The sequence below is a fragment of the Streptomyces sp. NPDC001851 genome (assembly GCF_040297165.1).
In the GTDB taxonomy this organism is placed as follows: Bacteria; Actinomycetota; Actinomycetes; order Streptomycetales; family Streptomycetaceae; genus Streptomyces.
In genome coordinates this window covers 20,908-32,950 of sequence record NZ_JBEOYR010000003.1, presented here as the reverse complement: position 1 = coordinate 32,950, position 12,043 = coordinate 20,908, and the positions used below count along the sequence as shown (strand labels likewise).

At 73.0% G+C, this 12,043-nt stretch carries 9 protein-coding genes and 1 pseudogene; 6 read left to right on the top strand and 4 right to left on the bottom strand.

Features of this window, described 5'->3' with window-relative positions; translation table 11 throughout:
- Window positions 1-183 precede the first annotated feature (183 nt).
- Window positions 184-2,442 (top strand): glycogen debranching protein GlgX, encoded by a 2,259-nt coding sequence (gene glgX / locus ABT171_RS05165; RefSeq protein ID WP_351239986.1) that lies wholly within the window; start codon window positions 184-186, stop codon window positions 2,440-2,442.
- A gap of 102 nt (window positions 2,443-2,544) precedes the next feature.
- On the top strand, window positions 2,545-3,051 hold the full coding sequence (locus ABT171_RS05160) for a SigE family RNA polymerase sigma factor (RefSeq protein ID WP_351239984.1): 507 nt from the start codon (window positions 2,545-2,547) through the stop codon (window positions 3,049-3,051).
- 41 nt (window positions 3,052-3,092) lie between these two features.
- Here ABT171_RS05160 and ABT171_RS05155 read toward each other — a convergent pair whose 3' ends face one another.
- Window positions 3,093-3,629 (bottom strand): hypothetical protein, encoded by a 537-nt coding sequence (locus ABT171_RS05155; RefSeq protein WP_351239982.1) that lies wholly within the window; start codon window positions 3,627-3,629, stop codon window positions 3,093-3,095.
- A 95-nt stretch (window positions 3,630-3,724) separates the two neighbouring features.
- Between ABT171_RS05155 and ABT171_RS05150 the strand changes: the two are divergent.
- Both ABT171_RS05150 and ABT171_RS05145 read left to right on the top strand, forming a co-directional pair.
- Window positions 3,725-4,471 (top strand): annotated as a pseudogene (locus tag ABT171_RS05150) (dolichyl-phosphate beta-glucosyltransferase); the annotation flags it as partial.
- A 32-nt stretch (window positions 4,472-4,503) separates the two neighbouring features.
- Window positions 4,504-5,739 (top strand): putative hexosyltransferase, encoded by a 1,236-nt coding sequence (locus ABT171_RS05145; protein ID WP_351239980.1) that lies wholly within the window; start codon window positions 4,504-4,506, stop codon window positions 5,737-5,739.
- Between the two features lie 81 nt (window positions 5,740-5,820).
- Here ABT171_RS05145 and ABT171_RS05140 read toward each other — a convergent pair whose 3' ends face one another.
- The 3 genes from ABT171_RS05140 to ABT171_RS05130 all read right to left on the bottom strand — a co-directional run bounded on the left by ABT171_RS05140 (window position 5,821) and on the right by ABT171_RS05130 (window position 10,184).
- Window positions 5,821-6,345, bottom strand: a complete 525-nt coding sequence (locus tag ABT171_RS05140; RefSeq protein WP_351239978.1) for a hypothetical protein — start codon at window positions 6,343-6,345, stop codon at window positions 5,821-5,823.
- Window positions 6,346-6,516: 171 nt separating this feature from the next.
- Window positions 6,517-8,388 (bottom strand): ABC transporter ATP-binding protein, encoded by a 1,872-nt coding sequence (locus tag ABT171_RS05135; protein ID WP_351239976.1) that lies wholly within the window; start codon window positions 8,386-8,388, stop codon window positions 6,517-6,519.
- Window positions 8,385-10,184, bottom strand: coding sequence for an ABC transporter ATP-binding protein (locus ABT171_RS05130; RefSeq protein WP_351239974.1), 1,800 nt, complete (start codon window positions 10,182-10,184; stop codon window positions 8,385-8,387). Before ABT171_RS05130 ends, ABT171_RS05135 begins: the two co-directional genes overlap by 4 nt.
- 182 nt (window positions 10,185-10,366) lie before the next feature.
- Here ABT171_RS05130 and ABT171_RS05125 point away from each other — a divergent pair, with 182 nt between their 5' ends.
- Complete coding sequence (locus ABT171_RS05125; RefSeq protein ID WP_351239972.1) at window positions 10,367-11,287, top strand: ABC transporter ATP-binding protein; 921 nt, start codon at window positions 10,367-10,369, stop codon at window positions 11,285-11,287.
- Window positions 11,284-12,018, top strand: coding sequence for an ABC transporter permease (locus tag ABT171_RS05120; RefSeq protein ID WP_351239970.1), 735 nt, complete (start codon window positions 11,284-11,286; stop codon window positions 12,016-12,018). Before ABT171_RS05125 ends, ABT171_RS05120 begins: the two co-directional genes overlap by 4 nt.
- Window positions 12,019-12,043: the final 25 nt, after the last annotated feature.

The following is a 12,043-nucleotide window of genomic DNA, read 5'->3' as shown; positions in this document are numbered from 1 at the left end:
AGTGCGACCCACGCACTGGGCAGAACAGAGGGAAGGACGACACGCCCGCCGGGGAGCCGCCGCACCCCCGACCGTCGGGGCGCAGCCGTACCGGGCGGCCGAGGGTGCTGCGGGGCAGCCTCGGCTCTTCCGCGCGGCCGGTTGCACCGCCCCGGGCCGAGCCACTGAAAGAGGGGCCGACAGGTGACGAGCGCAGCCGAGCAGCGGGCACCGGCCGGGGAGCCGGCCGCCGGGACCGGGCAGCAGCCGGCCGTGGTGAACGGCGCCCGGCGCGCCGCGGTGCCGGCCCCGGTGGTGTGGCCGGGCGCCCCGACGCCGCTGGGCGCCCGGTTCCGGGTCGGCCCGGACGGGGTCGCGGGCACCAACTTCGCGCTGTGGGCGGGCGGGGCCGAGGCGGTCCGGGTCTGCCTGTTCGACGAGCGGGGGCGGGAGACGCAGATCCCGCTGACCGAGCTGACGCACGAGATCTGGCACGGCTTCGTCCCGGGCGTGATGCCGGGCCAGCGCTACGGCTACCGGGTGGACGGCCGGTGGGACCCGTGGACCGGCGCCCGCTGGAACCCGGCCAAGCTGCTGCTGGACCCGTACGCGCGGGCGGTGGACGGGGAGTTCGGGCGGCTGCCGCCGGAGGTGTACGGGCATGTGCGGGACTGGCCCGAACAGCATGTCGCCGACACCGTGCGCGACGACCGGGACTCGGCGCCGTACGTCCCGAAGGGGGTCGTCGTCGACGATGACGACGACTGGGAGGACGACCGCCGGCCGAAGACCCCGTGGGCCGACTCCGTCATCTACGAGCTGCACGTGCGCGGCTTCACCAAGCTGCACCCCGGGATTCCGGAACAGCTGCGCGGCACGTACGCGGGGCTCGCCCACCCGGCGGCGATCGAGCACCTGGTGAGGCTGGGCGTCACGGCGGTGGAACTGCTGCCGGTCCACCAGTTCGCCCACGAGGACCACCTGCTGCGCCGGGGCCTGCGCAACTACTGGGGCTACAACTCCATCGGCTACTTCGCCCCGCACGCCGCCTACGCCGCCTCCGGTACGACGGGAGGGCAGGTCGGCGAGTTCAAGCGGATGGTGCGCGCCCTGCACGCGGCCGGCATCGAGGTCATCCTCGACGTGGTCTACAACCACACCGCGGAGGCCGGCGAACTCGGCCCGACCCTGTCCCTGAAGGGCATCGACAACCGCGGCTACTACCGCCTCCAGGGCGACGCCCGCCGGTACGCCGACTACACCGGCTGCGGCAACACCCTGCACGTGGTCCAGCCGCAGGTGCTGCGCCTGATCACCGACTCGCTGCGGTACTGGGTGACCGAGATGGGCGTGGACGGGTTCCGCTTCGACCTCGCGGCGGCGCTGGCCCGCTCGATGCACGACGTCGACATGCTCTCGCCGTTCCTGGCCGTCATCGCCCAGGACCCGGTACTGCGCCGGGTGAAGCTGATCGCCGAACCGTGGGACATCGGGTCGGGCGGCTACCAGGTGGGCGCCTTCCCCCCGCTGTGGACCGAGTGGAACGACCGCTACCGCAACGCCGTCCGGGACTTCTGGCGGCACGCCCTGCCCGACGTCCGGGAGATGGGCTACCGCCTGTCCGGCTCCAGCGACCTGTACGCCTGGGGCGGCCGCCGCCCGTACGCCTCGGTCAACTTCGTCACCGCGCACGACGGGTTCACGCTGCGCGACCTGGTGTCGTACGAGCGCAAGCACAACGAGGCCAACGGCGAGGGCAACCGCGACGGCACCGACGACAACCGGGCCTGGAACTGCGGGGCGGAGGGCGAGACGGGCGACGAGCGGGTCCGCGCGCTGCGCCGCCGTCAGCTGCGCAACCTGCTCACCACTCTCCTGCTGTCCACCGGCGTGCCCATGCTGGTGGCCGGGGACGAGCTCGGCCGCACCCAGCGCGGCAACAACAACGCCTACTGCCAGGACAACGAGATCAGCTGGCTGGACTGGTCGCTGCTGGAGGAACCCGGCTGGCGTGCGCTGTCCGACCTGACCTCCCGGCTGATCGCGCTGCGCCACCGGCACCCGGTGCTGCGCCGCCGCGCCTTCTTCTCGGGCCGCGCCCACTCGGCGGACGGGCTGCGCGACCTGGCCTGGTTCACCCCGCGGGGCGCGGAGATGACCGAGGGCGACTGGTACGCCCCCGCGGCCACGCTCGGCATGTACCTCTCCGGCCGGGACATCCCCGGCCGGGACGAGCGGGGCGCACCGGTCCTGGACGACAGCTTCCTCGCGGTCCTGCACGCGGGCGACGGCCCGACGGGCTTCGTGCTGCCGGGGCCGCCGTGGGCCGAGCGGTACGAGGTGGTCGTGGACACCTCCGGGGAGGAGCAGGCGGAGCCGCCGGGTACGGTCCATCCGGCGGGTACGGAGATCACCGTGCCGGAGCGGGCGGTGCTGCTGCTGAGGGTGGTCCGGGCCGCGTGAGAGCGGTACGTGACGTGGATCACGTGTCGCGAGTGCAGCGTCCCCCAAGGGCCAGGGCCTTTCTCCTGGTGTAGACAGCCGGCGAGAACGGGGACCGTGAGGATGGAGCAGACCAGGGCCGGTGAGTACGACGCGTTCGTGGCGGCCCGCTGGTCGGTGTTGTTCCATCTGGCCCGTCTGCTCACCGGAGGGGACCGGCACCGGGCCGAGGACCTGTTGCAGGAGTCCTTGGTCAAGCTGTGGTTCGTCTGGCCGAAGGTGGCCGACGAGGCGCCGGAGGCGTATGTCCGCAAGGTGCTCGCACGGGCCGCGGCCCGCTCGGCCCGGCGGCGTTGGTGGGGCGAGCGGCCCGTGGACGAGCTGCCCGAGGTGGCGGCGGCCGGCGACGTGTCGGCGACCGTGGCCGAGCGGTCCCGCCTGGAGGCGGCGCTCGCACAGCTGAGCGCGCAGCAGCGGGCCGCCGTGGTCCTGCGCTACTACCAGGACCTGCCCGACCGGCAGGTCGCGGAGACTCTGGGCTGCCCGGTGGGCACCGCCCGGTCCCATGCCGCGCGCGGGGTGGCCCGGCTGCGCCGGCTGCTGGCCGACGTCATCGAGCCGGTGGGGTGAGGGGGACCCATGGAGCACTTGGACGACACCGAGCAGATGGATCACTTCGAGCGGCAGCTGACGCGGCTCATGCACAGCGCCCATGAGCCGGCGCCCTTCGGCACCGCGCACCGCAACCGGCTGCACGCGGGCGTGCGGGCCCGGCGCCGGGTGCGTGCGGCGCGCCGGGCGGCCGGTTCGGTGCTGGCGGTGGCGGGGCTCGGCCTCGGCCTGTTCCTGTGGCCGCACGGCCACACCGACGACCGGCCCAGCGCGCCGCACCCCCGGCCCGCGACCAGCCCGACGCCCGTCCCGAGCGCCTCGCCGACCACCTCGCCCAGCACGTCACCGAGCACGTCGGAGCCGCCGAGCGGCCCGCCCTCCTCGCCCGCGACGGCCCCCCCTCCCCCGGAGTCGACCTCGTCGGCCTCCCACGCACCTGCCACCGGCGGGAGTCCGCCCACCGCCACGCACCAGCCGCCGCCTCCCACGGCCACCTCGCAGAGCAGCACCACACCGCCCGCCTCCGCGACGGTGACCGCACCGGCCGGGCCGTCGGACGGCCCCTCCTCGGTGATCAGTCCGTCCGGCTGACCCACGCCTCCCACCCGACCCGCGTGCCTTCGGCATGCCCGAACAACAGGAACAAACGGGGAAAAACGTGATGAAACTCCGAGCGGGTCGGCTGTCGGCCATGGCACCCGTACCCCGGCGCAGGCCCCTGCCGGCCGGGGCCGGGGAGCCGGTCCTGGACCTGGCGGTACCGGTGTTCAACGAGGAGAAGGACCTGGGGCCCAACGTCCGGCGGCTGCACACGCATCTGCGGGACACCTTCCCCTATCCGTTCCGGATCACCATCGCCGACAACGCCAGCACCGACGGCACCGCGCGCATCGCCGCCCGGCTCGCCGACGAGCTGCCCGAGGTGGTCTCGCTGCGACTGCCGGTCAAGGGCCGCGGCCGGGCGCTCAGGGCGGCCTGGTCGGGCTCGCGGGCGCCCGTGCTGGCGTACCTCGACGTGGACCTGTCCACCGAGCTCGCGGCACTGCTGCCGCTGGTCGCGCCGTTGATATCCGGCCACTCCGACCTGGCCATCGGTACCAGGCTGGCGCCCGGCGCGCGGGTGGTCCGCGGGCCCAGGCGCGAGGTCATCTCCCGCTGTTACAACGTCCTGCTGCGCTGCACGCTCGCCGTCGGCTTCTCCGACGCGCAGTGCGGCTTCAAGGCGGTGCGCCGCGAGGTCGCCGACCGGCTGCTGCCGCTGGTGCGCGACGGGGAGTGGTTCTTCGACACCGAGCTGCTGGTGCTGGCCGAGCGGGCGGGCCTGCGGATCCACGAGGTGCCGGTGGACTGGGTCGACGATCCCGACAGCAGCGTGGACATCGTCGCCACCGCGCTGGCCGACCTGCGCGGGATCGTACGGATGCGGCGCACGCTGGCCGGCCGCCGCACCCGTACCGGACCGGTCGCCTCATGACCGCGGCCCTGCCGCACGCACCCGCCCCGGTGACGGCATCGGCGCCCGTCTCCCGGCTGCGGACCGCCGCCCGCCGGCACGGCCCCGTGCTGGCCCTGTTCGGCGCGCTGAAGCTGACCGGTTTCTGCTCCTTCATGTACCTGCTGTCCTCCGCCGGGGACTTCCGCTCCAGGGACCCCCGGTTCGGCGGCGGGGCGCACGCATGGGACGTGCTGGCCACCTGGGACGGCTGGTGGTACCAGCAGATCGCCCTGCACGGCTACGACCCGAAGCTCGTCCATGTCCCCGGCGCCACCGGACTGATCACGCTGGAGGGCAACTCGGCGGCGTTCTTCCCGCTGTATCCGGCGCTGATGCGGCTGGTCATGGCCGTCACCGGCCTCGGCTCGTACGGCGCGGGCCTGCTGGTGTCGGTCCTCGCCTCGTTCGCCGCCGCCCTCGGCATCCACGCCGTCGCCGAGCGGTTCGGCGGGCGGCGGGCCGGGCTGGCCGCGGCCGGGCTGTGGGCGGTGTGGCCGGGATCGGGTGTGGAGTGGGCCGTCTACTCCGATTCCCTCTACGTGGCCCTGGCCGCCTGGACCTGTCACGCCGTCATGACCCGCCGCTGGCTGACCGCCGGTGTCCTCTGCTTCGCGGCGGGCCTGAACCGGCCCACGGCCGCGGCGCTGGTCGCCGGGCTCGGCGTCGCCGCGCTGCTCGCGCTGCGCCGCGAGGAGGAAGGCCCGCGCCCGCTGCTCGCGGCGGCCCTGGCCCCGCTCGGGCTGTTCGGCTACCTCCTCTGGGCCGGCAACCGCATGGGCGATCTGACCGGCTACTTCAAGCTCCAGTCGGGCGCCTGGGCGCACAGCTTCGACTACGGCGAGCAGACCCTGGACGTGCTGACGTCCGTACCGGTCGGCAGGTTCGACTATCTCTTCGCGTATCCGTTCGCGGACGTCATCGCGGTCGGCGTCATCCTGCTCGCCTGCGCGCTGCTGCCGCTGCTGGTGCGGCTGCGCCCGCCGGCGGTGCTGGTCGTGTACACCGTCCTCACGCTCGCCCTGGTCCTCGGCAGCCAGCAGATCGTCGCCAACATCTCCCGCTATCTGCTGCCCTGCTTCCCGCTGTTCCTGCCGCTGGCGGTCGCGATGCGCCGGCTGAGCCTGCCCGTGCAGTGCACCCTGCTCGGCATCGCGGCACTCGCCTCCGGGTCGTACGCGGGCTATGCGCTCTTCGAGCTGGGGGTGCCGTGATCCGGACCGCCCGTCATCGCGGGTACGGCGGGGTGCCGGTTCCTCCGCGGGAGGGCACCGGCACCCGCGCCGGCCGGCGGCTCAGCTCAGCCCGAGGCTGGAGAGCGCGGTCGTCCAGTCGGTCATGACGGCGTTCTGGGCGTCGGTGAGGCTGACGTCACCGGCGCAGACGGCCTTCTTGAGCTTGTTCTCGACGGTGTCCTTGTCCGAGGAGGCCTCGTCGCCGTAGTGGGGCTCGGGCCAGAGGTTCTCCTCGCTCCTCGGCGAGCCGCCGAGTTCGAGCGGGACGAAGTGGTCCTCCTCGTAGTCCGAGAGGCTGGTGTCGGCGTAGCCGTACTCGACGATCTGCTTCTTCTTCAGCGCGGTGGTGTAGGAGCTGGGCGGCCGTACGGTCGCGGTCCAGCCGGAGACGCAGATGGTGGAGCCGATGGTGTCCTGGGTGACGTCGGGGTTGAGGGCCCCGGGCGTGCAGGAGGGGTCGGGCAGGGGGAGGTAGCCCTGGCTGCAGCTCGCGGCGTGGGCGGTGCCGGTGGTGACGGTGAGCCCCGCGGCGGCGAGGGCGAGGGCGGAGAGGGTGGTCACCAGGGGGCGCGGTATTCGGGACATGTGGGGTCTTCCCGTGCGGTGCCCGGCAGGGATTCCGGGCGGTCGTGAGCATGACAGCACCGGAATCGTCTATGCGAGTAGACCCCTTTGCCCGACCGAGGACTCCTTTGGTTGAACGTTTATCCGCACGAGAGCAGTGGCAGGCGAGGCCTTAACACGGCCTTGGCCGGATCACGCCAGGCTGTCCCGCCACGCCTTGTGGAGATCCGCGAACCGGCCCGTCCCGGCGATGAGTTCAGCGGGCCGGCCGTCCTCGACGATCCGGCCGTGCTCCATCACCAGGACCCGGTCCGCGATCTCCACCGTGGACAGCCGGTGCGCGATCACCACCGCCGTACGGCCCCGCAGCACCGTCGACATGGCCCGCTGCACGGCCCGCTCGCCCGGGATGTCCAGCGAGCTGGTCGCCTCGTCCAGGATCAGCACCGCCGGGTCGGCGAGCAACGCGCGGGCGAAGGCGACCAGTTGGCGCTGCCCGGCGGAGATGCGCCCGCCCCGCTTGCGCACGTCCGTGTCGTAGCCGTCGGGCAGTGCGCTGATGAACTCGTGCGCGCCGATCGCCTTCGCCGCCCGCTCGATCTCCTCGCGGGCGGCGTCGGGCCGGCCGATGGCGATGTTGTCCGCGACCGTGCCGGAGAACAGGAACGCCTCCTGGGTCACCATGACCACCCCGCGCCGCAGCTCCGGCACCGGCAGCTCGCGCAGATCCACCCCGTCCAGCAGTACCCGGCCGTCGGAGGGGTCGTAGAAGCGGGCCAGCAGCTTGGCGAGCGTGGACTTGCCCGCGCCGGTGGAGCCGACCACGGCGACCGTCTGCCCGGCCGGCAGGGTGAGATCGAAGCGGGGCAGCACCTCGCCCCCCGTGCGGTAGGCGAAGCGGACGCCGTCGAAGACCACCTCGCGGCCCGGGAAGCCGCCCTCCTTCGCGGGGAGTTCACGCGGCTCGGCCGGCTCCGGCACGGACGGGGTCTGGGCCAGCAGCCCGGCGATCTTCTCCAGGGAGGCCGCCGCCGACTGGTAGGAGTTCAGGAACATCCCGAGCCGGTCGATCGGGTCGTAGAGCCGGCGCAGATAGAGGACGGAGGCCGCCAGCACGCCCAGTTCCAGCGAGCCGGACGCCACCCGGTAGGCGCCCCACAGCACGATCCCCGCGACCGCCGTGTTGGCCACCAGCCGCGAGCCGACCACATAGCGGGCCATCTCCAGCAGGGCGTCCCCGTTCGTCCGCTCGTGCCGCCGGTTCAGCCCGGCGAACTCGGCGTCGTTGGCCGCCTCCCGGCGGAACGCGCGCACCGGGCGGATGCCGTTCATCGTCTCCACGAACTTCACGATCACCGCCGCGATGGCCGTGGACCGCGCCCGGTACACCCGTCCCGCCCGCCGCTGGTAGAGCCGTACGAGCAGGTACAGCGGCACGAAGGAGGCCACCGCGACCGCGCCCAGGCCCAGGTCCAGCCACAGCAGCATCGCCGAGATGTAGACGAAGGACAGCAGGACGGTCACCAGCTCCTGCAGCCCTTCGTCGAGCAGCTCGCGCAGCGACTCGACGTCCGTCGTGGAGCGGGAGATCAGCCGGCCCGAGGTGTAGCGCTCGTGGAAGTCGATGCTCAGTGCCTGCGCGTGCCGGAAGATCCGGCCCCGCAGATCGAGCAGCACGTCCTGGCTGACCTTGGCGGAGGCCTCGATGAACGCGAACTGCAGCGCGCCCGAGAGCAGCGCGCACAGCAGATAGCCGACGGCCACCGCGACCAGCGGGCCGTGGCGGTGTTCCCGGAACGCCGGTACGGCGTTGTCGATGGCGTACGCCACCAGCAGCGGGCCCGCCTGCACCACCGCCTGCTGCACCAGCAGGAGGAGGGTGGTGAGGGCGGCCCTGCCCTTCATGGGCGTGAGCAGGGAGCGCAGCAGGGCGGCCGTGGCACCGGGCGGGGCGGGCAGCACGTCCCGGTCGAAGACGTCGCCGTCGCCGCCGCTGTTCTCCCGCCGCGGGCCGGGGAGTTCGTCGTCCTCGGCGGGGGGCGTGGAGGCGGTCGTGGTCGTCAACGGGAGTCCTCCTCGTCCCCGGCATGGTCACCGGACATCAGATGCGCGTACTCGGCGTTGGTGCGCAGCAGTTCCTGGTGGGTGCCGACGGCGGCGATCCGGCCGTCCGAGAGCAGGGCGACCCGGTCGGCGAGCAGCACCGTGGACGGGCGGTGGGCCACGATCAGGGCGGTGGTGCCGGCGAGTACCTGCCGCAGCGCGGCCTCCACGGCCGCCTCCGTGTGCACGTCCAGGGCGGACAGCGGGTCGTCCAGCACCAGGAACTCCGGTCTGCCGACCACCGCGCGGGCCAGCGCCAGGCGTTGGCGCTGACCGCCGGAGAGGCTGAGGCCCTGCTCGCCGACGCGGGTGTCGGTGCCCTGCGGGAGGGCGTGCGCGAAGTCGGCCTGGGCGACGGCGAGCGCGCGGTCGAGGTCCGCGCTTCCGGCGCCGTCCGGGGCTCCCATCAGGACGTTCTCGCCGACGCTGGTGGAGAACAGCGTGGGTTCCTCGAAGGCGACGGCGACCTTCGCGCGCAGTTCCTCGCGGGGTATCGCGGTGATGTCGACGCCGTTCAGGGTGATGCGGCCGGAGGTGACCTCGTGCAGCCGGGGGACGAGGGCGGTGAGGGTGGTCTTCCCGCTGCCGGTGGCCCCTACCAGGGCCATGGACTCGCCGGGACGGATGTGCAGGTCGACGCCGGTGAGGAGGGGCGGGGAGCCGGGGGGCGCGTCGGGGTAGCGGAACCGGACGTTCTCGAACCGGAGTCCGGTGTCGTGACCGGCCGGGCGGGGAGCACGACCGCCCGCGGCCACGGCGGATTCCCGCACCTCGTCCAGCACCTCGAAGTACCGTTCCGTCGCCGTCGCCGCCTCCTGGCTCATCGCCAGCAGGAACCCGATCGAGTCGACCGGCCACCGCAGGGCCAGCGCCGTGCTCAGAAAGGCCACCAGCGTGCCCGCCGACAGGTCGCCGTCGGCCACCCGGACCGCGCCCAGCACCAGTGCCGCCCCGATCGCCAGCTCCGGCAGCGTCACGATGACACCCCAGATGGCCGCCAGCAGCCGCGCCTTGCGCAGCTCCGTGCCGCGCAGGGCGACCGACAGCTCGCGGAACGCCCGCGCCTGGCTGCGGTGCCGGCCGAAGCCCTTGATGACGCGGATGCCGAGGACGCTCTCCTCGACCACCGTGGTCAGGTCGCCGACCTGGTCCTGCGCCCGCCGCGCCACCTGGGCGTACCGCCGTTCGAAGACCGCGCAGGTCCACATCACGGGGATCGCGGGACCGAGGATGACCAGGCCCAGCAGCCAGTCCTGCATCAGCATGATCACCACGCCGACGAGGATCGTGACACCGTTGACCAGCAGGAACGTCAGCGGGAAGGCGAGGAACTGACGCAGCAGCATCAGGTCCGTGGTGGCCCGCGACAGCAGCTGGCCGGAGGCCCAGCGGTCGTGGAAGGCGACGGGCAGCCGCTGCAGATGCCGGTACAGCCCCGCCCGCATCTCCGCCTCGACGTGCGACAGCGGACGGGCCACCAGCCAGCGCCGTATGCCGAACAGGCCCGCCTCGGCGATGCCGAGGAGGAGCAGCCACAGCGCACCGAGCCAGACGCCCGCCGGATCCCGGCCGGCGACCGGTCCGTCCACCATCCACTTCAGGACGAGCGGGATCACCAGCCCGGTGCAGGAGGCGACGACCGCGACGAACGCGGCCGTGAACAGCCGCGCCCGCACGGGGCGGACAAACGGCCACAGACGCAGCAGCGTGCGTACCGCGGAGCGGTCGGTGTCGGTGGTGGCACGTGTCGTGGACATCACCGCGAGCGTACGGACCGGCGCTGACATCGCCCACTGGGTTTCGGCCGGACCCCGGTCCGCCCTTGGTCCTACGACCCGCGTGTCCGAGGGGTCGTAGGACCGCATCAACCGATCGGACGATGCCGCTTCGAGCGGGCCGGCCGATGTGCCGGCCCCCGTCCGCCCGGGATTCTCAAGACATGCCAACCGTCATCGAAGTCACCGATCTGCGCAAGTCGTACGGCGGCCGGGCCGTCGTCGACGGCGTCTCCTTCGCCGTCGAGGAGGGCGAGGTCTTCGGCATCCTCGGCCCGAACGGCGCCGGCAAGACCACCACCGTGGAGTGCGTCGAGGGGCTGCGGGTACCGGACACCGGGCGGGTCCGGGTCACCGGATACGACCCCGTCGCCGACCGTGACAAGGTCGCCGAGGTCCTCGGCGCACAGCTCCAGCAGAGCGAGCTCCAGCCCAAGTTGACCGTGCGCGAGGCGCTGGAGCTGTACGCCTCCTTCTACCCGAACGCGGCCGACTGGCGGCCGCTCGCCGAACGCCTCGGTCTCGCCCCGAAGCTCGGCACCCGGTTCGCGAAGCTGTCCGGCGGACAGCGGCAGCGGCTGTTCATCGCGCTGGCGCTGATCGGCCGTCCGCGGGTCGTCGTACTGGACGAGCTGACCACCGGTCTCGACCCGCGCGCCCGCCGCGACACCTGGCAGCTCATCGAGGACGTCCGCGCGAGCGGGGTCACCGTGCTGCTCGTCACCCACTTCATGGAGGAGGCGCAGCGGCTCTGCGACCGCATCGCGGTCATCGACAAGGGCCGGGTCGCCGCCCTGGACACCCCGGCCGGGCTCATCCGCCGCTCGGCGGGCGCCACCGTCATCAGCTTCACCCCGTCGGCCCCGCTGGACGACCACGACCTCGCCGCTCTCCCGGCCATGGCCTCGATCGAGCGCAAGGACGGCCGGATCACGCTCTCCGGCACCGACGAGACCGTGAACGCGGTCATCACCCTGCTCGCCCGCCACCACATCACCGCCCACCAGCTGCGCGTCATCGACGCCACCCTCGACGACGCGTTCCTCGACCTGACCGACGCCGAGACCAAGGAGGCCACGGCATGAACACCGCCGTCCTGCGCACCGAGTTCCGGCTGTTCCGCCGGGAACCCGGCGCCGTCTTCTGGATCTTCCTGTTCCCGACGCTGCTGCTGGTGATCCTCGGCTCGATCCCGTCGTTCCGGGAGGCGGACAAGTCGCTCGGCGGACTGCGGCCGGTCGACGCCTACGTCCCCATCGCCGTGCTGGTCGCGCTGATCATGGCCGGGGTGCAGGCGCTGCCCCAGGTCCTGACCGGCCACCGGGAGCGGGGCATCCTGCGCCGGATGCGGCTCACCCCCGTACGGCCCTCCGCGCTGCTGTCGGCGCAGATGGTGGTGCAGGGCACGGTGGCGCTGGCCTCGGCGCTGCTCGCGCTCCTCGTCGGCCGGCTCGCCTTCCACGTGACACTGCCGAAGCAGCCGGCCGGCTATCTGCTGGCGCTGCTGCTCGCGACCGCGTCGGGCCTCGCCCTCGGCTCCGTCGTCTCGGCGCTGTCCCGGACCACGAAGACCGCGCAGGCGATCGGTTCGGCGGTGTTCTTCCCGATGATGTTCTGCGCGGGCGTATGGCTGCCAGTGCAGCAGATGCCGCACACGCTGGCCCGTGTGGTGCAGCTGACCCCGTTCGGCGCGGCGGCCCGCGCCCTGGGGGAGGCGGCCGCCGGTGACTGGCCGGGCTGGGGGCACCTGGGTGTGCTCGCGGGCTGGACGGTGCTGCTGACGGCGGGGGCGGCGCGCTGGTTCCGCTGGGAGTAGGTGACCGGCCGTGCAGACTGGGGAC